This is a genomic window from Pseudomonas syringae group sp. 243L2, from assembly GCF_032587875.1.
GTDB classification, from domain to species: domain Bacteria; phylum Pseudomonadota; class Gammaproteobacteria; order Pseudomonadales; family Pseudomonadaceae; genus Aquipseudomonas; species Aquipseudomonas amygdali.
In genome coordinates, this window is record NZ_JAWHPL010000040.1 from 211,957 (window position 1) to 232,822 (window position 20,866).

Below are 20,866 nucleotides of genomic sequence, written 5' to 3' on the forward strand. Positions count from 1 at the left end.
TCGGTCGCACGTGGTGTTCAAAGCGTAGCCTGCATCACACCTGGCCATACTGCTGGCCATGACGCAGCCATCTGTCGAGCAGTGGGCTGACATGTTGGGGCCAGCGCTCCAACAGGGCCTGAGCCGCGTCGCGTACGGCCGGTAGCAGGTCTGCGTCACGCATAAGGTCGGCGACCTTGAATTGCAGAAGGCCCGTTTGTCGGGTTCCCAGCATTTCACCGGGACCACGCAGTTCAAGGTCCTTTTCGGCGATGACAAAGCCATCGTTGGTTTCACGCATGATGCCCAGCCGCTGCCGTCCGATCTGTGAAAGCGGCGGGTGGTAGAGCAGCACACAATGGCTGACCGCACTGCCGCGCCCGACGCGCCCGCGCAACTGGTGCAATTGAGCCAGACCGAGGCGCTCGGGGTTTTCGATGATCATCAGGCTGGAGTTCGGCACGTCGACCCCAACTTCGATCACTGTAGTTGCCACCAGCAATTGCAGCGCACCCTGCTTGAATTCGGCCATGATCGCGGCCTTTTCTGCAGGCTTCATGCGCCCGTGTATCAACCCGACGCGAACCTCACCCAGGGCACTGCTCAGTTCTTCGTAGGTGGTTTCAGCAGCTTTGCAGGTAAGCTCTTCGGATTCTTCGATCAGCGTGCACACCCAATAGGCCTGGCGACCTTCGGCGCAAGCTGCGCGCACACGTTCCACGACTTCCAGGCGGCGGCTGTCGGCAACCAGCACGGTATTGACCGGTGTCCTTCCGGGCGGTAGTTCGTCCAGAATCGACGTGTCCAGATCGGCGTAGGCGCTCATCGCCAGCGTGCGTGGAATCGGTGTGGCGGTCATGATCAATTGATGCGGACACATCAGGCCGCCGACGCCCTTTTTACGCAGCGCCAAACGTTGCTGAACACCGAACCGATGCTGCTCGTCGATGATCACCAGCGCGAGGTTCTTGAACTGCACTTCGTCCTGAAACAGCGCATGGGTGCCCACTACCATAGGGGTGCCACTGGCGATCTGCTCCAGGGACGTCGCGCGCGCCTTGCCCTTGAGCTTGCCCGCCAGCCAGGCCACTCCAACGCCCAGCGGCTCTAACCAGCGCTGGAAGTTGATGTAGTGCTGCTCGGCGAGAATCTCGGTGGGGGCCATCAGCGCCACTTGATAACCTGCTTCCAGCGCTTGCAAGGCAGCCAGAGCGGCGACCACGGTCTTGCCCGAACCAACGTCACCCTGAATCAACCGCAGCATCGGCTCAGGCTGGCTCAGGTCGTAGGCGACTTCCTTGCCGACCCGCTGCTGGGCACCCGTGGGCGCGAAGCCGAGGTTGGCGAGAAATTGTTTCGGCAGTTTTTTCGCAACAGGCAACGCCGGTGCGCGCTGTGAGCGCAGACTTTCGCGCAGGCGCTGCTGGGAAAGCTGGTGGGTAAGCAATTCCTCGAAAGCCAGCCGGTGTTGCGCCCAGTGATGTCCGAGGGCCAGCTCCTCCACATCGGCATCGGCGGGCGGGTGATGCAGATAGCGGATCGCATCATCCAGAGGGGCCAGCTGATAGTCGCGGGCCAGCTCATCCGGCAGCCAGTCCGGCAGGCTTTTGGGGCCGAGCATCGCCAGGCTTTGCTGACATAGCTGACGCAGGCGCTGCTGGGTAAGGCCTTCAGTCGTGGGATAGATCGGCGTGAGGGTCTGTTCGACGGGCGCGGGCTCATCACCGGTGATCGCCCGATATTCCGGGTGATAGATTTCCAGGCCGGAAGCACCGGGACGCGCTTCGCCGAAGCAACGCAGGTGCGTGCCACGCTTCATGCTTTCTTTCTGCGCGTTGCTGAAGTGGTAGAAGCGCAGGCTGACGACACCTGTGCCGTCGCCAAGCCGTACCAGCAAGCTACGGCGCTTGCCCATTACCACATCGGCGCCGCTGACCACGCCTTCGATCACGGCATCCTGGCCAGGGCGCAATGCGCCAATCGGTACGACGCGGGTCCGGTCCTGGTAACGCAACGGCAGATGGAACAGCACGTCCTGCAGGGTTTCCAGCCCGACCTTGGCCAGCTTTTCTGCCATCGCTTCACCGACGCCCTTGAGCGCCGTGACCGAGACCCTGGAAAGCTCGCTCATTTCTTTTCTGCCTAACTTGCGACTGTTTTCGGACGTGCCACCGAGCACAGGCGAGCAGAGTCAGCGAGAATTTCGATGGCTTTGGGTCTCGGGAAGCTTGCGCGCCAGGCGATGGCGACTGTGCGGAAAGGCACAGGCGGCGTCAGCGGGCGGACTTCGATCACGCCGGGCGCGTAGTGGTGGCTGTCAACGGCCGAAAGCGGCAGGATCGAAATACCCAGCCCGGAAGCGACCATGTGCCGAATGGTTTCCAGCGAGCTGGACTCTACTGTCGTGTGCTTGGCGCCTTCATTGCCTTTGCCCAGGGTAGGGCAGGCTTCCAGAACCTGATCACGGAAACAGTGACCCTCGCCCAGCAGTAACAGGCTCTTGTCGTTGAGTGCCGAGGCGTCGATGGTCTCTTTCTGAGTCCAGGGGTGATCGGCCGGCATAAGGACGGAGAACGGCTCGTCGTAAAGCGGCAGGGTCAGCACGTCGGCTTCGTTGAACGGCAAGGCAATGATGACGGCATCCAGCTCACCGTTGCGCAGCTTGTCGCGCAGCACATGCGTGAAGTTTTCTTCGATGTACAACGGCATCTGCGGCGCAACCCGGTGCAGTTGTGGAATCAGGTGAGGAAACAGGTAAGGGCCGACGGTATAAATAGCGCCGACTTTCAGCGGCGCGGTCAGCTGATTCTTGCCTGCCTGGGCCAGCTCACGAATACCTTGAGCCTGCTCCAGCACTTTCTGCGCTTGCGCAACGATGCCTTCACCGACCGGTGTCAGGCGCACGGCGCTCTTGCTGCGCTCGAAAATGAGCACACCGAGTTCGTCTTCTAGTTTCTTGACGCCCACCGACAGCGTTGGCTGGCTGACGTGGCAGCGCTCAGCCGCATGGCCAAAGTGCTGCTCCTGGGCAAGCGTGACGATGTAGCGTAATTCTGTAAGAGTCATAACGTGCGTCCATGAAGTTGCGACCCCAGCATAGCGGGTGCGATCGATAGACGCACGTTATCAGAAGCACTCACAAGTAACAAAAGTACAATTCAGCGTTTATCCAGCGAATAAACGAACGGTGCGAGGATTTCAATGGTGCCGTTGTTGAGGATTTCCTTGGGCGGCTTGGGCAGTGGCTGAGCGCGACGGATCATTTCCATGGTCGCTCGATCCAGCGCCGGGCTGCCTGAACTGTTGGCAATCGAGTAAGACAGCACGTTGCCGTCAGCATCGACAACGAAGCGCAGGCGTGCAACACCCTGCATGCCACGACGACGCGCATCCTCGGGATACTTCTTGTACTTGCCCAGATGACTTAACAGGTCACCCTGCCAGCTTGGCAGCGCATTGCTGGGCGGCGCAGGCGCAGGAGCGGGCTTCGGAGCAGCTGCTTTTTCCGGTTTGGCAGTCGTAGGCGGCGTGTCGACCGGTTTTTCGTCAGCAGGTTTTTCCTGAGGTGGCTCAGGCTTCTTCTGCGGCTTTGGCGGCTGCGGTTTTGGCTTGGGCTTTTCAACCTTTTTGGGCACCACGATTTCCGGCTTCGGCGCTTGCGCGACTTCCGGCATGGGCTCTGGTTCTTCAGGGGCTGGCGGCGGAGGTGGCTGAACGACTTTTGGTGGTGGCGGCGGTGCGGGCTCAGGCAGAGGCGCAAGCTCGACCATCATGGCCGCTGGCGGTAGCTCAATCGCCTGAGAGGCGGGCCAGCGAACGGCGATGATGATCGCGATAGCGTGCACGGCCAGCACCAACAACAGACTACCGCTATAGCGCGTCAGTTTTTGGCGCGTACTGATCATTTCTTACCAGCCGTCTCAAGACCCACCAGACCAACCTTGAGGTAACCCGCACCCCGAAGCGTGTTCATGACTTCCATCAGATCGCCGTAATCCACGCCCTTGTCGGCCTGGAAGAAGATCGTGGTGTCCTTCTTGCCCTTGGTCCGGGCGTCCAGCACCTGACCGATCTGCTCGCGGGCAACCTTCTCTTCACCCAGATACAGGCTCTTGTCGGTCTTGACGCTGAGGAAGATCGGCTTCTCGGGCCTGGGCTGTGGCGTGGCAGTGGATGCCGGCAGGTCGACCTTGATGTCCACGGTCGCCAACGGTGCAGCCACCATGAAGATGATCAGCAGCACCAGCATGACGTCGATGAACGGCGTCACGTTGATTTCATGGTTCTCGGCGAGGTCATCGCCGCCTTCGTTAAGATGCAGGCCCACGTGTTAGCCCACCTTGACCATGTGCGGTTGTTGTTGATTGCGCTCGGTCGGTTCTGGCAGATGATCCAGGTCGCGGCTGACCAGCAGCAGAACGTGCGCCGAAGCATCTGAAACCTGAGCCTTGTAACCGGCGATGGAGCGGGCGAACACGTTGTAGATCACTACCGCAGGAATTGCGGCAACCAGACCCAGTGCCGTGGCCAGCAGGGCCTCGGCGATACCCGGTGCCACGACAGCGAGGTTGGTGGTCTGGGTCTTGGCGATGCCGATGAAGCTGTTCATGATGCCCCATACCGTACCGAACAAACCCACGAACGGTGCGGTAGAGCCGATGGTCGCCAGTACGCCGGTGCCCATGCTCATGTTGCGGCCGCAGGCTGCGACCAGGCGCTCGAGGCGGAAGCTGACACGTTCCTTGATCCCTTCGCGCTCACGGCTGTTGGCCGACAGGCGCATCTCTTCAAGAGCGTCATGCACCAGCAGGTGGGCGAGGGTGCCTTCCTTGCTGGCGGTCGAGCTCGCTTCGTTCAGGGAGCGGGCTTTTTTCAGGTTGACGATTTCACCACGCAACCGGCGTTTGGCACCCAGCAGTTCGAAACCCTTGGAGATCCAGATGGTCCACGTAATGATCGATGCGATGGCCAGACCGATCATGACCGCTTTGACCACGACGTCGGCGTTCTGGTACATGCCCCATGGCGACAGGTCATGTGCCATGCCCAGGCTGTTGTCTTCGGCTGCAGGCTCCAGAGCCTGCACCGGGGCAGCGGCATCAGGCGCGACAGGAGCTGTCGCCGCGGGTGCGGCAGAGGCTGCAGGTGCAGCAGTAGGTGCCGATTGATCTGCAAGCGCCATAGGTACGAACATCAGGCTCAAGACGAGGGCTGCGACACCGCGCCATGCACGAGGCAGGCGAGGCATCCGGGTAGGCGAAGCGATTGATTGAATGCGTGTCATGCTGGCCGGACCTGAGAGAAAAATAGGGGATGGTTCCAGTGCGTCGTTCAGTGCTCTCGACGCTCACGGGGAACAAATGGGCTGCCATTATTGCAAATCGTTCTTGTTAACAAAAGTAATACAGTATCTTTTTTACATATTCGCCCGAATTTTCGCCTGTCGATGATCATTTTGTACGGCGCTGACGCCACCTGTTATGGAGATACCGAATGACTGCCCCTTCGCTTCTAATCGCCGGCTGTGGCGACATCGGTTCGCGACTCGCTAGCCGCCTGCTGCCTCACGGCTGGACCGTGCATGGGCTGCGGCGCACTGTTTCCGAGCTGCCTGCCGGTGTTCACGGTGTGGCGGGCGATTTGTTCGATACCCGCAAGCCTGCCCTGTGGCCCGCTGCGGCACTGGACTATATGGTGTATTGCGCAACTCCTTCGCAGCGTGACGAGGCGGGTTACCGGATGGCCTATGTCGAGGGCTTGCGCAATGTATTGAGTTGGCTTGAGCAGACCGGGCAGCGTCCAAAGCGGTTGATCTTTGTCTCAAGCAGCGGTGTGTACGGTCAGCAGAACGGGGAGTGGGTTGATGAAGACTCCGTCACCGAACCGGCCAACTACACCGGTACTGTGATGCTGGAAGCCGAGCAGCTCGCGCTGAACAGCGGACTGCCAGCCACGGCGGTGAGGCTGACCGGTATCTACGGACCCGGACGCAGTGACCTGTCGAACCGTGTGCGTCAGGGGCACAGTGTCAGAATTGATCCGCCGGTCTATGCCAATCGCATTCATGCCGACGATGCCGCCAGCTTGCTGGAGCATCTGCTGCAGGCGGATCAACGAGGTGTGGCACTGGAGAGCTGCTATCTGGGCGTTGACGACGATCCGGCCGCGCTGGCCGATGTGGTGGCGTGGATACGTGAATATCTGGGGGTGACCGAATGGTCGGAGGAGGTCAGCGTGCAGCGCGTGGGCAGCAAGCGTTGCAGCAATGCCAGGGCGCGCGCACTGGGATGGACGCCAATGTACCCGGATTATCGGGCTGGCTATGCGGCTTTGTTGGGGTAGAAACGTCGCAGTCAGGAGCGCCTTGAAGGGCGCTCCCGAGGCTTGAGTTGCTTACTGCTGTTCGAGCAACCAGCGACGTGGGCCTGGACGCAACTCGGGCATCTGGTCAGCACCGGCATTGTTCATAGCCTGGAATATCTCCAGCTGCTTGCCTTTGCGAGCAAAGATCCACGGGTTGCCTTTTTCGGCTTTCTCCAGCCACATGCTGTCGTATTCGCCGCTCATGGCTGCGCAATCGCCCGCCAGGCATAGTGCGTAGCGATCGTTTTCGGGAAGCCCCTGCACACTGCCGTCAGGCATGAATTGCACGGTGCTGCCTTGGCCGTCGCCTTCTACGATGGTCCATTTGCCGCCCATGTAGGCACCATACAAGGCTTTCTCGAAACTGGTGCCAGGCTGAGCGCCTTCCGGTGCCGGGTTCTCGGGCTTCTGAAAGTGCTGCTCAGGACCTGACTCGCTGGCAGCTTGAACCAGCTCATCACCTTTCACGCTCAGGTCTTCGAAGAAGTTGCCGTAGAAGTCGATGTGCAACTTTCCTTCAGCGGCGCTGACAATCTTGCCTTCACCCAGCTCGAAACCATTGGAATAGATGGCCTGATTGGCTTTGGAGTTGATTTTCCACTCCAGATTGGGGCCGTTGGCGAGCAGGGCTTGACGCAGGTTGCCTTGTTTGACGGCGGCGTCGATGGCGGTCTGGTTGATCCAGGTGCCGTCCGGATTGCGGTCGGCGTGGCTGGCGCAGCCGCCCAGAATGACGGCGAGCAGCGAGATGGCGAGCGCGGAGCGCATAACGGATTCCTTCCTTCAGGGAGAACGGAGCGCAAGGCACGCTCCGTCGGGGGATTATTCGATGACGAGAATCGCGTCCATTTCAACCTGCGCGCCGCGCGGCAATGCCGCAACGCCGATGGCTGCGCGAGCCGGATAAGGCTGGGTGAAATAGGTACCCATGATCTCGTTGACCTTGGCGAAGTGGCCCAGATCGGTCAGAAAGATGTTCAGTTTGACGATGTCCTTGAAGGAACCGCCCGCCGCTTCGGCAACAGACTTCAGGTTTTCGAAGACCTGGGTAATCTGTGCTTCGATGCCTTCGACCAGCTCCATGCTGCTCGGGTCCAGCGGGATCTGTCCGGACATGTAGACGGTATTGCCAGCTTTAATGGCCTGAGAGTACGGGCCGATTGCCGCAGGGGCTTTATCGCTGGTGATGACAGTCTTGGTCATGAGAACTCCTGATGATGGGATGGCCTACGCGCGCATCCGGGTGATGCGTGTGACACCGGTCAGGGCGCGCAGTTTCTTGATCACACGAGCCAGATGCACACGGTCGTGCACGCTGACCACCAGTTGGACCACGCTGATGCGACCATCGCGTTCGTCCATGCTGATTTTTTCGATATTGCCGTCGGCCGCGTTGACGCTGCTGGCCAGCAGGGCGATCAGGCCGCGCTGATGTTCGAGTTCGACACGCAATTCGACGTTGAATTCGCCAGTCACGTCCTTGGCCCAGGACAACTGGATGCATTTTTCCGGGTTGTGACGGATTTCACTGATGTTGCGACAGTTATCCAGATGCACAACCATTCCCTTGCCTGCAGACAGGTGGCCGACAATAGGGTCGCCGGGGATTGGCGTGCAGCATTTGGCGTAGCTGAGCACCAGGCCTTCGGTACCGCGAATCGCCAGCGGACCTTCAGGGCTTGGCAACTGCTCACCCTCGCCCAGCAGACGGCGGGCGACGACATAGGCCATGCGATTGCCCAGCCCGATGTCTTCGAGCAGGTCTTCCAGCACTTCAACCCGGTATTCGTTGAGCACCAGCTGAATGCGTTCCTGGGTGATCTTGTCGAGGCTGCATTCAAAGCCGTTGAGCACCTTGTTCAGCAGGCGCTCGCCGAGGTTGATCGACTCGGAGCGGCGTTGCAGTTTGAGCGCGTGACGAATATGCGTACGCGCCTTGCCGGTGACGACGAAGTTCAGCCATGCCGGGTTCGGACGTGCGCCGGGCGCACTGACAATCTCGACGGTCGAGCCGCTTTGCAGCGGTTCGGACAGCGGCGCCAGCCGGCGGTTGATCCGGCAGGCGATGCAGCTATTGCCGACGTCGGTGTGTACCGCATAGGCGAAATCCACCGCCGTGGAGCCTTTGGGCAGCTCCATGATCCGGCCTTTGGGCGTGAAAACGTAAACCTCGTCCGGGAATAGGTCGATCTTGACGCTTTCAATGAACTCCAGAGAGTTGCCCGCACGCTGCTGCATTTCCAGCACGCCCTTGACCCACTGCCGGGCACGGGCATGAGTGCCTTTTGGCTGCTCGTCGTCGCTGGATTTGTACAGCCAGTGTGCAGCGATGCCGTTGTTGGCCATCTCTTCCATTTCGCGGGTGCGAATCTGGATTTCGATCGGTACGCCATGCATACCGAACAAGGTCGTATGCAGGGACTGGTAGCCGTTGGCCTTGGGGATCGCGATGTAGTCCTTGAAGCGGCCGGGCAGCGGCTTATACAAATTATGTACAGCGCCAAGTACGCGATAACAGGTATCGACCTTGTCGACGATGATGCGGAATGCGTAGACATCCATGATCTCGTTGAAGGCGCGACGCTTGCCGCGCATCTTCTTGTAGATGCCATAAAGATGCTTCTGCCGCCCGCTCACGTCCCCTTCGATGCCGTCAACGGCCAGGCAATGACTAAGGGACTCTTCGATCTTGTTGACCAGTTCCTTGCGATTGCCCCTGGCGCGCTTGACCGCCTGGTTGATTCGCGAGGAGCGCATCGGGTACATCGCCTTGAAACCGAGGTCTTCGAATTCAATGCGCACACTGTGCATACCCAGTCGATTGGCGATGGGTGCATAGATTTCGAGGGTTTCCTTGGCGATGCGCCGACGCTTTTCGCCCGACAGCACTTCCAGCGTGCGCATGTTGTGCAGGCGATCGGCGAGTTTGACCAGGATCACGCGAATGTCGCGCGCCATGGCCATGGCCATTTTCTGGAAGTTCTCCGCCTGGGCTTCGGCCTTGGTCTCGAAGTTCATCTGGGTCAGTTTGCTGACCCCGTCGACCAGTTCCGCGACAGTCTCGCCAAACTGCGCGCTGAGCGCTTCCTTGGCAATCCCGGTGTCTTCGATAACGTCATGCAGCATCGCAGCCATCAGGCTCTGATGGTCCATGTGCATGTCTGCAAGAATGTTCGCCACCGCAAGAGGATGCGTGACGTAGGCTTCACCACTGCGACGGCGCTGGCCATCGTGGGCTTGTTCGGCATAGAAATACGCTCGGCGCACCAGGTTGACCTGGTCCTTGCCGAGGTAGGCCGACAGTCTTTCGGCGAGGGCGTCTATGCTCGGCAAGGCGCTACCCCTTGCCAATGGCTTTTACCCTGCGCCGTACTACGTCGACCTGGCATAGGCTTAGACGGCCTCGTTGGACTCGTCCTCGAACGCTGCGAACAATGGTTCATCTTCAACGATTTCGGCTTCTGCGATTACAGCGTAATCCATCAGGCCAGCCGCGATTTCACGCAGTGCCATAACGGTAGGCTTGTCATTTTCCCAGGCCAGCTTTGGTTCTTTGCCGCCGGTTGCCAGTTGACGGGCACGCTTGGTAGAGAGCATGACCAGCTCAAAGCGGTTATCCACGTGTTCTAGGCAGTCTTCAACGGTTACGCGGGCCATGGGTATTCCTCGTAGCAAATGCGGATGCGCGATGCCCGGATGGGCGAGCGGACTCGATAGTTTACAAGCGGACAGCACCAGGCATCAAGCGGCAAGCCACCAACGGCATGCTTTTAACCTGTTGCCTGATGTCTGGAAACGACTCGATCAAGCCAGCAACTCCTGAAAAAGCTCGCTGTATTGCTCTTGCTGATGCTGCTGAGTCAGGCGATTGGCGCGGAATATTGCCTTGAGGTCTTCCAGTGCACCGGCAAAATCGTCATTGACCACAACGTATTCGTACTCGTTGTAGTGGCTCATTTCGCTGACCGCCTCACGCATCCGCGCTTCAATGATCTCGTCACTGTCCTGGCCACGATTGGTCAGACGCTGACGCAATGCCTGCTGGGTAGGCGGCAGAATGAAGATCGACCGGGCCTGCGGCATTTGTGCACGAACCTGCCGGGCACCCTGCCAGTCGATTTCCAGAATCAGGTCGTGGCCTTCGTCCAGGGTCTGCTGCAGGTGGCTCTGCGAGGTGCCGTACAGATTGCCAAAGACTTCGGCCTGCTCAAGAAAGTCGCCGTGCTCGATCATGCGCACGAACTCGGCACGATCGACGAAGTTGTAGTTCACGCCGTTCACTTCGCCGGGGCGCATGGCCCGGGTGGTGTGCGAGACCGAGACGCGAATCTTCGCCTGCGCGCCGTGCTGAGGCTCTTGCTGGGCGTCCATCAGGGCCTTGACCAGGCTGGTCTTGCCCGCGCCGGACGGGGCGGAAATGATATACAGGGTGCCAGTGATATGGTTCATGTGAGGTTCAGCCTTACTCAATATTCTGCACTTGCTCGCGCATTTGCTCGATCAACACTTTAAGGTTGACGGCAGCCTGCGTGCTGCGTGGGTCAAAGGCCTTGGAGCCCAGTGTATTCGCTTCGCGGTTAAGCTCTTGCATCAGGAAATCAAGGCGCCGGCCTGCCTGACCGCCAGCCTTGAGTACGCGACGCACTTCGGTGACGTGTGTGCTGAGGCGGTCCAGCTCTTCGGCAACATCGCTTTTCTGTGCCAACAGAACCATTTCCTGCTCAAGGCGCTGCGGATCCAGTTCGGCTTTCATGTCGGCAAAGCGATCCAGTACTTTCTGGCGCTGAGTTGCCAGCATCTGCGGCACCAGGGTGCGCAGGGTGGCAACCTCCTCGACGATGGAAGACAACCGGTCATCAAGCAGTCTGGCCAGGTCTGCACCTTCGCGTCCGCGCCCGCTCTTTAATTCAGTCAGTGCATCATTGAACAGCTTCAGCGCCTCGGTGTTCAACACCTGTGGATCGCTGGCGTCGGCCACCAGTACGCCGGGCCATGCCAGAACTTCCAGGGGATTCAGCGCGGCAGGCTGTTTGATCAGGCCGGCAACCGATTCGGCTGCGGCGATCAACTGGCCTGCACGCTCAAGATCCACTTGCAGCGGTTTGCCGGCGGTTTCCTCGACAAAACGCAGTGTGCATTCAACTTTGCCACGCGACAGCCCCTGGCGTAGCGCTTCGCGAATCGCACCTTCCAGATCACGGAATGACTCAGGCAGGCGCAGGTGCGGCTCCAGATAGCGGTGATTGACCGAGCGCAGTTCCCAGCTCAGTGTGCCTTGGGCACCGGCTCGCTCTACGCGGGCAAAGGCAGTCATGCTGTGCACCATGGGAAGTACCTCTTATCGATTCAGGAGCGTGATTCAACCCATGAGTGCACAGGATCGGCGTTCATGGGTGTCGTGAAAGCCGACTGGCTGCAGAGGCGCAGGATTGTAGCGCAGTGCGGCGCAGGCTCCCAATCCGGCAGCGTTACAAGTGACACAAGGCATTCCTTGCGATCACGCCAGAGCGTCGAAAGTATTGATCCAGAGCCTTCTGTTCGTAGCAAATCGGCATTGGCGGCTTTTAGAGATGCCCAGCGGCAGCTGTGACCTCTATAATGCCCAGCAGTTTTCCGTCTCAGTACAGGTATCCCAGATGAAACGTCCAAGTGGTCGCGCCGCCGATCAGCTCCGCTCGATCCGCATCACCCGCAACTACACCAAACACGCCGAGGGTTCTGTACTGGTCGAGTTTGGTGATACCAAGGTGATCTGCACCGTCAGCGTCGAAAACGGCGTACCACGCTTCCTCAAGGGTCAGGGCCAGGGTTGGCTGACTGCCGAGTACGGCATGCTGCCGCGCGCTACCGGCGAGCGTAACCAGCGTGAAGCCAGTCGCGGCAAGCAGGGTGGTCGTACACTCGAAATCCAGCGCCTGATCGGTCGTTCGCTGCGCGCTGCGCTGGACATGTCCAAGCTGGGCGACGTGACCCTGTACGTCGATTGCGATGTCATTCAAGCGGACGGCGGCACTCGCACCGCGTCCATCACCGGCGCAATGGTTGCTCTGGCAGACGCCTTGAAAGTGATCAAGAAGCGTGGCGGCCTGAAGGGCGGTGACCCGCTCAAGCAGATGATCGCAGCCGTTTCGGTCGGCATGTATCAGGGCGAGCCGGTGCTTGACCTCGATTACCTGGAAGATTCCGCTGCGGAGACCGACCTGAACGTGGTCATGACCAGTGCAGGCGGCTTCATTGAAGTACAGGGCACAGCCGAAGGCGCACCGTTCCAGCCTGAAGAGCTGAACGCGATGCTCGCCCTGGCGCAGAAAGGCATGACCGAGCTGTTTGAATTGCAGCGCGCCGCGTTGGCCGACTGATATCCAGAAGGGGTCCGATAATGAGTGACAGCTTGCAACCGTTCAGCAAACCGCCCCAAAGCGCTCGCCAGTGGGCGATGTTCTGTCACTTGTCGGCGTTTGCCGGACTGATGTTTCCGTTCGGCAATCTACTGGGCCCACTGATTATCTGGCAGTTGAAGAAAGACTCCGATCCGTTTATCGACGCGCAAGGCAAGGAGGCGCTGAACTTTCAGATCACAGTCGCCATTGCGGCCACCGTCAGCATGCTGCTGGTGCTGCTGATCATCGGCTTTGCATTACTGACCCTGGTGGGGATCGGAGCCGCAGTGCTTGCGATCATTGCCGGGATAAAAGCCAATGACGGCGTCGATTATCGCTATCCGTTCACTTTGCGCCTGATCAAGTAGCATCACTTCAGGCAACGCAAAAAGCCGACTTGAAGTCGGCTTTTTCGTGTGCACTGTTCGCCTGACGATCAGATAGTCAGGGTCCAGTCGTAGTCCACGATCAATGGCGCGTGCTGCGAGAAGCGCGGCTGACGCGGCAGGCGAGCGCTGCGTACGAAGCGGCGCAAGCCTGGGGTCAGTATCTGATAATCGAAGCGCCAGCCCAGATTCAGCATCTCGGCCTGTTCGTTATCCGGCCACCAGCTGTACTGATCACCTTCGCGGCTGACTTCACGCAGGGCATCGACATAGCCCATGGTGCCGACAATCTCGTCCATCCAGGCGCGTTCAGGCGCCAGGAAGCCAGGAGACTGCTGGCTGTCACGCCAGTTTTTGATGTCGAGCTTCTGCTGCGCGACGTAGAGCGATCCGCAATAGATGTATTCGCGACGCTTGCGGCGTTGCTTGTCCATGTACTTGCCGAAATCGTCCATGAGCTTGAATTTCTGATTCAGGTCTTCATCGCCATTCATCCCTGACGGAAAGAGCAGGGTAGCGATACTGACCTTGTCGAAATCTGCTTGCAGGTAGCGCCCGTAGCGGTCGGCTGTCTCGAAACCGAGACCGCTGATTACCGCCTTCGGTTGCAACCGCGAATAAAGCGCCACACCACCCTGAGCGGGAACCTCGGCTTCGCAGGCATAGAGGAAGTAACCGTCCAGCTGAAAGGCTGGATCATCCAGTTCAAAGGTGGAGGCGCGGGTGTCCTGTAAGCAGATGACGTCGGCATTCTGAGCTTGCAGCCAGCTGAGCAAACCACGCTCGACCGCAGCCTGAATGCCATTTACGTTCACACTGATGATCCGCATAAATGGCCCCAAAAATCACGTGCGTGTATGATACCCGAGCTCTACCTAATTAGCTAAATCCGTGGTATCCGGAGCTTTTTCCATGCAAGCGTATCAGCGCGATTTTATTCGTTTTGCCATCGATCGCGGTGTTCTGCGCTTCGGTGAGTTCACTCTCAAGTCCGGGCGCACCAGCCCGTACTTCTTCAATGCGGGGCTGTTCAACACCGGTTCCGCACTGGCACAACTGGGGCGTTTCTACGCAGCAGCCGTGGTTGAAAGCGGTATTGCCTTCGACGTTCTTTTCGGTCCGGCCTACAAGGGTATTCCGCTCGCCTCGGCAACTGCCGTGGCGCTGGCCGAGCATCATGACCGTGATCTGCCGTGGTGTTTCAACCGCAAGGAAGCCAAAGCGCACGGCGAAGGTGGCAGCCTGGTGGGCTCCCCGCTGGCGGGCAACGTGCTGATTATCGACGACGTCATTACTGCGGGCACGGCGATTCGCGAGGTTATGCAGATCATCAAGGACCAGAACGCGACTGCGGCAGGTGTCCTGATTGCCCTCAATCGCCAGGAGCGCGGCAATGGCGAGCTGTCGGCGATTCAGGAGGTCGAGCGTGACTTCGGCATCCCGGTAGTGAGTATCGTGTCATTGAATCAAGTGCTTGAGTTCCTGGCCGACGATCCGCAGCTCAAGCAGCATCTGCCTGCCGTCGAAGCCTATCGCGCGCAATACGGAATCTGAGGACGAGCCTATGGCAGTCAGCGGCACGGAGGGGGCTTCGGTTTCAGGCGTACTGAGCGTTTTGGGGTTCTGGCTGGCTCTTGGCATGCTTGCGCCCTTGCTCGCTCAAGCGGCTGATGCGCCTGAAGCTCGACTTTATCGCTACGTCGACAGCCGTGGCGTGACCGTGATCGATACGCAAGGCGTGCCGCCCGACTACGTTGCCAAAGGCTATGAAGTGCTCAATGGTCGTGGCCGGGTGATACAGGTCGTACCGCCCGCGCCGACTGCCGAGCAGATTCGTCAGTCCGAAGCAGACAAGCGCCAGGCCGCTGCGGATGCACAGCTGTTAAGCCTTTACAGCAGTGTCGATGAGGTGGACCGCGTCAAGGCCCGTAAACTGGCCGAGCTGGATGCGCTGATTGGCGTTGCTCAGGGCAACATTCAGGGGCTGGCGGCTCAGCAGCGCAATCTGCAAGGCCAGGCAGCCGACCTGGAGCGTGCGGGGCGTCCTGTTCAGCAGGGGCTGGTCGATCAGTTGAATGACTTGCGCGATCAGCAGCAGAAGCTGCAAACCGATATCGCCGGGTATCAGGCCGCACGGGTGAAGGCTGAAGCAGATTTCGCCGTCGATCGTGCACGCGTCCAGCGCCTGACTCAATGACCGGACGCAGAGCGTCCAGAAGCGCATGCCCACGCCTGTTTTTGATTCTGGCCGAAGGCCGTAGGAGCGAACTTGTTCGCGAAAGGGGTCGAAGCCAGACACCTATCGTTCTTCACGCTCCAGCGTGGGAACGATAATCAGCGATCATCATCAGCCAACAAAAAGGCCCCGTCAGCGTCAGCTCACGGGGCCTTTGGGTGTTACGCCTGAATCAGTGCCGCTTGCGGTTGGTGATCTGAGTACCTACACCGCTGTCGGTGAAGATTTCCAGCAGGACCGCATTGGGCACTCGTCCATCGATGATGTGCGAGCTATTGACCCCACCCTGAACCGCTTCCAGCGCGCAACGGATCTTCGGCAGCATGCCGCCGTAGATCGTGCCGTCGGCGATCAGGCCATCGACCTGCTCGGTGGTCAGCCCAGTCAGGACTTCGCCCTGCTTGTTCATCAGGCCGGCGATGTTGGTCAGCAGGATCAGCTTCTCGGCCTTGAGGGCCTCGGCAACCTTGCCCGCTACCAGATCGGCGTTGATGTTATAGGACTCGCCATCAGGACCCACGCCGATAGGCGCGATGACCGGAATGAAATCCCCTTTGACCAGCATGTTGAGCAGCCCGGTGTTGACCCCGACCACTTCACCGACCTGACCGATGTCGATGATTTCAGGCTTGGTCATTTCCGGCGTCTGGCGCGTGACGGTGAGTTTCTTCGCACGAATCAGCTCAGCGTCCTTGCCGGTCAGGCCGATCGCGCTGCCGCCGTGACGGTTGATCAGGTTGACGATGTCCTTGTTGACCTGGCCACCCAGGACCATCTCCACCACATCCATAGTCTGCGCATCGGTCACGCGCATGCCATCGATGAAGTGGCTCTCGATGGACAGGCGCTTGAGCAGATCACCGATCTGCGGCCCGCCGCCGTGAACCACCACCGGGTTGATGCCCACCGCCTTCATCAACACGATGTCGCGCGCAAAGCCGGTTTTCAGCTCTTCGCTCTCCATGGCGTTGCCGCCGTACTTGATAACCAGCGTCTTGCCGACAAAGCGGCGAATGTAAGGCAGCGCTTCGGAAAGGACCTTGGCTACATTAGAGGCGGCATCACGTTCGAGGGTCATTCAGGGCTCCAGTCAAAAGGAAAAACAATCAAAATGGCAGGTCGAGATCCGGTGCAACTTTTTTCAGCTCAGCGTGGAACACGTCCTTGATGCGCTGCAACTCAGCCTCGGTTTCGGCCTCGAAACGCAGCACCAGTACCGGCGTGGTATTGGACGCACGAACCAGACCCCAACCCTTCGGATAGTCCACGCGGACACCGTCGATGGTGGTCAGTTTGGCGTCGCCCCACTGCGCGTCGGTTTCAAGGGCCTTGATGATGCTGAACTTGGTGACATCCGTCACCTTGATGTTGATTTCAGGCGTCGAAATATCGTTCGGGAAGGTTTCGAACAGGTCTTCGGCATTGGCTGACTCCTGGCTGAGGATCTCCAGCAGACGTGCCGCACTGTAGATGCCGTCGTCAAAACCGAACCAGCGCTCCTTGAAGAAGATGTGGCCGCTCATTTCACCTGCGAGCAGCGCTCCGCTCTTTTTCATTTCTTTCTTGATCAGCGAGTGGCCGGTTTTCCACATCACCGGACGACCGCCATGTTCGCTGATCAGCGGAGTCAGGCGACGTGTGCATTTGACGTCGAAAATGATGTCGGCACCCGGGTTGCGCTTGAGCACGTCCAGCGCGAACAGCATCAACAGGCGATCCGGGTAAACCACATTACCCTTGTTGGTCACGACACCGACACGGTCGCCGTCACCGTCGAATGCCAGGCCCAGATCGGCACCGGTTTCCTTGACCTTGGCGATCAGATCCTGCAGGTTTTCCAGCTTGCCCGGGTCCGGGTGGTGGTTGGGGAAGTTGCCGTCCACTTCCGCGAACAGCGAGATCACTTCACAACCCAGCGCTTCGATCAGCTGCGGCGCGATCACGCCTGCCGCGCCGTTGCCGCAGTCGACCACGACCTTCAGCTTGCGGGCCATGACGATGTCGTCCTTGATCTGCTTGAAGTAGCGATCGAGGATGTCGACTTTAGTGATGCTGCCTTTCTGCGAAGTCAGGTTGTTGGTCTTGATACGCTCGTGCAGCGCCTGGATCTGCTCGTTGGCGAGAGTGTCGCCCGCGATGACGATCTTGAAACCGTTGTAGTCCTTGGGGTTGTGGCTGCCGGTCAGCATCACACCGGTCTTGCCTGCCAGCACGTTGGCGGCGTAATACAGTGCAGGCGTCGGCACCAGGCCCACATCGCTGACATGGCAGCCGCTGTCGTGCAGGCCTTGAATCAGTTGCTGCACCAGTTCCGGACCGGAAAGGCGACCATCGCGACCGACGCTGACGTTGGGTTCGTTCTGCGCCAGGCTTTCGGAGCCGATGGCGCGGCCGATCCAGTAAGCCGTTTCAGCGTTGAGGGTGTCCCCGACCACGCCACGGATGTCATAGGCGCGGAAAATAGTCTCGGGAAGGTTGGGTGCCACGGATGCTGGGCTGTTCATAGCGAGGGGATGCTCCGATCTCAGGAAGTCCTGGTTTTCATCGAGAAGGTCGATATCAAGGATATCGGTATCTTGAAACAGTGGACCGGTCCAGTCGGTGCGTGATGCAGCCACTGTGGACGGAGCACTGCCTTTGACAATATCTGCATCGCGCTGCTCACCTGCAACCAACGCAGGCACTGCCTGGGGTTGACTGCGAAGCGAGACACGAGCAAGGGCCTGGGCCAGACCACTCAGGGCCGGGAGGCTCAAACCGAAGGGTTTGACGGCTTTTCCGCGTGAGAGTTCTTGGAGCAACTGATCCAGTTGTCGTGCGTCGGCGCAAATACGCCGTTGCAGAGCTCTCTCGCTGCGATGCAAGCCAAGCAGCACGCCCGCTGCAGCGATAACCAGCGCCAGCAGCAAAAGTACGACGGAAGGCGAAGTTTTCAGGCCGGGGCCGGGCGTGAATTCGAGTTTCCAGCCTGAATAGCCGGTATCGAACACCTGCGGTTTGCCGCCGTCGGCCTGACCGCGCTGCAGGAAAACCTGCGCAGGTCCGTTGCCAAACTGCTGGCTGAGCACCACTTGCCCGGCCTCGGCAGGCAGTGCCGGCAAGGCATTGAGCAAGCGCTGCAGGTCAAAGGCCAGCAGCAATGTGCCCACCACCGGCTGAGTTGGCGCGGCACGTACCGGCGCAGCACTGTAGATCAACCAGCGCTCGCCCACCTTGCGAGCCTCCGGGGCGACGACCTCGCCTTGTGCAGCCTTGTTGAGCATATCCAGCGTGGCAAAACTTACCGGCAACGCGCCCTGCGTATCGACGTCAGCCAGGCCTTTGGGGTAAAGCCGCGCGCCTGTCAGGCCGTCCCAGCGAGTGAAGCGATCCTGTGCTGCCAGCAATGCGGAGGCATCATTGCTCTGAAGCGTCTGTACAAGTGTTGCGCCGGAGGCGGCCGATCGAGTGTCGGCATTGATCTGCCGCAGCGCCAGACCAATGGCTGCCGCCTGACTGCCGCCCCATGCCTGAACAAGCTGATCCTGCTGCTGGGGGCTGGATATCAGCGCAACCCAGACCAGCGCCGCGGCGATTATCAGGCCGATTGTCGCAGGCACAAGGCCTGGAGCAAGCCCTTTCAGGCTCGCTGCAGGGGGAGAGTTATCGGCCGCAATAGCGTGTTTTGGAGCGCTGTGCTGACTGCCTTTCACCGACCTCTCCCTGAGCCTTTTTCCGAACCCGGATTATTTGCCGAATGACGATTAATGGCTGCCGGAGTGGCCGAAGCCGCCTGCGCCACGCTGACTTTCGTCGAATGCTTCAACCAGCTCGAAGTGCGCCTGCACCACAGGCACCAACACCAGTTGCGCAATACGCTCGCCCACCGCGATGTTGAATGCAGTCTGGCCACGGTTCCAGCACGACACCATCAATTCTCCCTGATAATCGGAGTCGATCAGGCCCACCAGGTTACCCAGCACGATGCCATGTTTGTGACCCAGGCCGGAGCGTGGCAGGATCAACGCGGCAAGGCCCGGATCGCCGATGTAAATCGACAGGCCGGTAGGGATCAGCAGGGTCTGGCCGGGCTCGAGGACGGTATCCTCCTTGAGCATGGCACGCAGGTCCAGGCCTGCCGAGCCAACAGTGGCGTAGGCCGGGAGTGGAAATTCGTTGCCAATGCGAGGGTCGAGGATCTTGGCTTGTAGAGCGTGCATTCGTAGTTAAACCTGATTCATGCGGTCGGCGATAAAAGTGATCAGCTGGCGGGCAATCTTGGCCTTGCTGGTCTGGGCAAAAAGCGTTGCGTGCAACGCCCGGTCAATCACGCTGCAAGCGTTCTCTTCACTGTTGAAGCCGATGCTGGGGTTGGCGACATCGTTGGCGACAATCAGGTCCAGGTTCTTGTCCTTGAGCTTGCGGGCAGCATAGTCGAGCAGGTGTTCGGTCTCGGCGGCGAAACCGACGCTGAAAGGGCGATCCGGGCGGGTTGCGATGGTCGCCAGAATATCCGGATTGCGGACCATCTGCAGCAGCAAGCCGTCACCGTTTGAAGGATCTTTCTTCAATTTGTGCGGGGCGACAACTTCCGGACGGTAGTCAGCCACCGCTGCCGAGGCGATGAACAGGTCACAGGGGATGGCAGCCTCGCACGCCGCCAGCATGTCGCGGGCACTGACCACATTGATGCGCGAGACGCGATCCGGCGTCGTCAGATTGACTGGCCCGGTGATCAGCGTGACGCGCGCACCGGCTTCCACAGCCGCTTCGGCCAGGGCAAAGCCCATTTTTCCGGAGCTGTGGTTGGTGATGTAGCGCACCGGATCGATGTTTTCCTGGGTCGGGCCAGCGGTGATCAGCACATGCTTGCCGGTCAGGCTCAGGCGCTGGAAACAGTCCGCTGCGCACTGGGCCAGATCGTCGGCCTCCAGCATGCGCCCGAAGCCGACATCACCGCAGGCCTGACTGCCGGACGCTGGCCCAAACACACGAAAGTCACGCTCTTCAAGCTGCCGGGTATTGGCTTGCACTGAGGCGTCACGCCACATTGCCTGATTCATCGCCGGTGCGATGGCGACGGTGGCATCGGTTGCCAGCACGATGGTGGTCAGCAAGTCGTTGGCGATACCTTGCGCCAGGCGCGCGATCAGGTCGGCGGTGGCCGGAGCGATCAGGATCAGGTCGGCCCATTTGGCCAGTTCGATATGGCCCATCGCGGCCTCTGCGGCCGGGTCGAGAAGGTCCAGGTGCACAGGGTGCCCGGACAGGGCCTGCATGGTCAGCGGCGTAATGAACTCTGCTCCGCCTTTGGTCATGACGACACGCACTTCAGCGCCCTGATCGCGCAGGCGGCGGACCAGCTCGGCGCTCTTGTAGGCCGCGATGCCGCCGCCGACGCCAAGAACGATGCGTTTTCGATACAGCCGCTGCATAGACCTGCCTTTTTGGTCGAGTGAATACGCGACGCCCATGACGCCTCCCCAGGCCAGGCCGTCGCGCAAAAAAGATGGGCTAAGATAGCACAGCGACTGCACCGCAAC

21 protein-coding genes are annotated in these 20,866 nt (G+C 59.7%); 5 read left to right on the plus strand and 16 right to left on the minus strand.

What is annotated here, in order from left to right; translation table 11 throughout:
- Positions 1 to 34 precede the first annotated feature (34 nt).
- From recG to exbB, 5 genes are all read right to left on the minus strand, one after another.
- Complete coding sequence (recG, locus tag RYB66_RS24050; protein ID WP_005744857.1) at positions 35 to 2,110, minus strand: ATP-dependent DNA helicase RecG; 2,076 nt, start codon at positions 2,108 to 2,110, stop codon at positions 35 to 37.
- 11 nt (positions 2,111 to 2,121) lie between these two features.
- The gene (locus RYB66_RS24055; RefSeq protein WP_002551493.1) at positions 2,122 to 3,045 is read right to left on the minus strand and encodes a hydrogen peroxide-inducible genes activator; all 924 of its coding nucleotides are present in this window, start codon (positions 3,043 to 3,045) and stop codon (positions 2,122 to 2,124) included.
- A 92-nt stretch (positions 3,046 to 3,137) separates the two neighbouring features.
- On the minus strand, positions 3,138 to 3,884 hold the full coding sequence (locus RYB66_RS24060) for an energy transducer TonB (protein ID WP_005731616.1): 747 nt from the start codon (positions 3,882 to 3,884) through the stop codon (positions 3,138 to 3,140).
- A complete protein-coding gene (gene exbD, locus RYB66_RS24065; RefSeq protein ID WP_002551495.1) occupies positions 3,881 to 4,306 on the minus strand; it encodes a TonB system transport protein ExbD in 426 nt (141 codons plus the stop codon). Before exbD ends, RYB66_RS24060 begins: the two co-directional genes overlap by 4 nt.
- A 3-nt stretch (positions 4,307 to 4,309) precedes the next feature.
- Positions 4,310 to 5,263, minus strand: coding sequence for a tonB-system energizer ExbB (exbB, locus tag RYB66_RS24070; RefSeq protein WP_046835111.1), 954 nt, complete (start codon positions 5,261 to 5,263; stop codon positions 4,310 to 4,312).
- A gap of 209 nt (positions 5,264 to 5,472) precedes the next feature.
- On the opposite strand from exbB, the gene RYB66_RS24075 reads away from it, so the two are divergent.
- Entirely contained in the window at positions 5,473 to 6,321 is an 849-nt protein-coding gene (locus RYB66_RS24075; RefSeq protein ID WP_005744854.1) for an SDR family oxidoreductase, read from the plus strand.
- A 51-nt stretch (positions 6,322 to 6,372) separates the two neighbouring features.
- On the opposite strand, the gene RYB66_RS24080 is transcribed toward RYB66_RS24075, so the two are convergent.
- The 6 genes from RYB66_RS24080 to RYB66_RS24105 form a co-directional block, all read right to left on the minus strand.
- Positions 6,373 to 7,110 (minus strand): hypothetical protein, encoded by a 738-nt coding sequence (locus RYB66_RS24080; protein ID WP_004655373.1) that lies wholly within the window; start codon positions 7,108 to 7,110, stop codon positions 6,373 to 6,375.
- A 54-nt stretch (positions 7,111 to 7,164) separates the two neighbouring features.
- Positions 7,165 to 7,545 (minus strand): RidA family protein, encoded by a 381-nt coding sequence (locus RYB66_RS24085; protein WP_004655371.1) that lies wholly within the window; start codon positions 7,543 to 7,545, stop codon positions 7,165 to 7,167.
- Positions 7,546 to 7,569: 24 nt separating this feature from the next.
- Entirely contained in the window at positions 7,570 to 9,675 is a 2,106-nt protein-coding gene (spoT, locus tag RYB66_RS24090) for a bifunctional GTP diphosphokinase/guanosine-3',5'-bis pyrophosphate 3'-pyrophosphohydrolase (RefSeq protein WP_004655368.1), read from the minus strand.
- Positions 9,676 to 9,735: 60 nt separating this feature from the next.
- Positions 9,736 to 9,999, minus strand: coding sequence for a DNA-directed RNA polymerase subunit omega (gene rpoZ / locus RYB66_RS24095; RefSeq protein ID WP_002551500.1), 264 nt, complete (start codon positions 9,997 to 9,999; stop codon positions 9,736 to 9,738).
- Positions 10,000 to 10,146: 147 nt separating this feature from the next.
- The gene (gene gmk, locus RYB66_RS24100; RefSeq protein WP_005744853.1) at positions 10,147 to 10,791 is read right to left on the minus strand and encodes a guanylate kinase; all 645 of its coding nucleotides are present in this window, start codon (positions 10,789 to 10,791) and stop codon (positions 10,147 to 10,149) included.
- A 13-nt stretch (positions 10,792 to 10,804) separates the two neighbouring features.
- Positions 10,805 to 11,668 carry a YicC/YloC family endoribonuclease gene (locus RYB66_RS24105; protein ID WP_002551502.1) on the minus strand — a complete coding sequence of 288 codons (864 nt, stop codon included), beginning with the start codon at positions 11,666 to 11,668 and terminating at the stop codon, positions 10,805 to 10,807.
- A gap of 310 nt (positions 11,669 to 11,978) precedes the next feature.
- On the opposite strand from RYB66_RS24105, the gene rph reads away from it, so the two are divergent.
- Positions 11,979 to 12,701, plus strand: a complete 723-nt coding sequence (gene rph / locus RYB66_RS24110; protein ID WP_003313989.1) for a ribonuclease PH — start codon at positions 11,979 to 11,981, stop codon at positions 12,699 to 12,701.
- Between the two features lie 20 nt (positions 12,702 to 12,721).
- Positions 12,722 to 13,090, plus strand: a complete 369-nt coding sequence (locus tag RYB66_RS24115) for a DUF4870 domain-containing protein (protein WP_003313990.1) — start codon at positions 12,722 to 12,724, stop codon at positions 13,088 to 13,090.
- A gap of 68 nt (positions 13,091 to 13,158) precedes the next feature.
- Here RYB66_RS24115 and RYB66_RS24120 read toward each other — a convergent pair whose 3' ends face one another.
- Positions 13,159 to 13,938 (minus strand): exodeoxyribonuclease III, encoded by a 780-nt coding sequence (locus RYB66_RS24120; protein ID WP_002551505.1) that lies wholly within the window; start codon positions 13,936 to 13,938, stop codon positions 13,159 to 13,161.
- A gap of 82 nt (positions 13,939 to 14,020) precedes the next feature.
- On the opposite strand from RYB66_RS24120, the gene pyrE reads away from it, so the two are divergent.
- The gene (gene pyrE, locus RYB66_RS24125; protein WP_005744851.1) at positions 14,021 to 14,662 is read left to right on the plus strand and encodes an orotate phosphoribosyltransferase; all 642 of its coding nucleotides are present in this window, start codon (positions 14,021 to 14,023) and stop codon (positions 14,660 to 14,662) included.
- A 10-nt stretch (positions 14,663 to 14,672) separates the two neighbouring features.
- The gene (locus RYB66_RS24130; RefSeq protein WP_005744850.1) at positions 14,673 to 15,305 is read left to right on the plus strand and encodes a hypothetical protein; all 633 of its coding nucleotides are present in this window, start codon (positions 14,673 to 14,675) and stop codon (positions 15,303 to 15,305) included.
- Between the two features lie 211 nt (positions 15,306 to 15,516).
- On the opposite strand, the gene argB is transcribed toward RYB66_RS24130, so the two are convergent.
- Genes argB through coaBC form a run of 4 tightly spaced genes read right to left on the minus strand, consistent with a single transcriptional unit; the run spans position 15,517 to position 20,758 of the window.
- Positions 15,517 to 16,422 carry an acetylglutamate kinase gene (gene argB, locus RYB66_RS24135; RefSeq protein ID WP_002551508.1) on the minus strand — a complete coding sequence of 302 codons (906 nt, stop codon included), beginning with the start codon at positions 16,420 to 16,422 and terminating at the stop codon, positions 15,517 to 15,519.
- Positions 16,423 to 16,450: 28 nt separating this feature from the next.
- On the minus strand, positions 16,451 to 19,036 hold the full coding sequence (locus RYB66_RS24140) for a phosphomannomutase/phosphoglucomutase (RefSeq protein WP_057404324.1): 2,586 nt from the start codon (positions 19,034 to 19,036) through the stop codon (positions 16,451 to 16,453).
- Positions 19,037 to 19,087: 51 nt separating this feature from the next.
- The gene (gene dut / locus RYB66_RS24145; RefSeq protein WP_005731629.1) at positions 19,088 to 19,543 is read right to left on the minus strand and encodes a dUTP diphosphatase; all 456 of its coding nucleotides are present in this window, start codon (positions 19,541 to 19,543) and stop codon (positions 19,088 to 19,090) included.
- 6 nt (positions 19,544 to 19,549) lie between these two features.
- Positions 19,550 to 20,758, minus strand: a complete 1,209-nt coding sequence (gene coaBC / locus RYB66_RS24150; protein WP_005744848.1) for a bifunctional phosphopantothenoylcysteine decarboxylase/phosphopantothenate--cysteine ligase CoaBC — start codon at positions 20,756 to 20,758, stop codon at positions 19,550 to 19,552.
- Between the last annotated feature and the right edge of the window lie 108 nt (positions 20,759 to 20,866).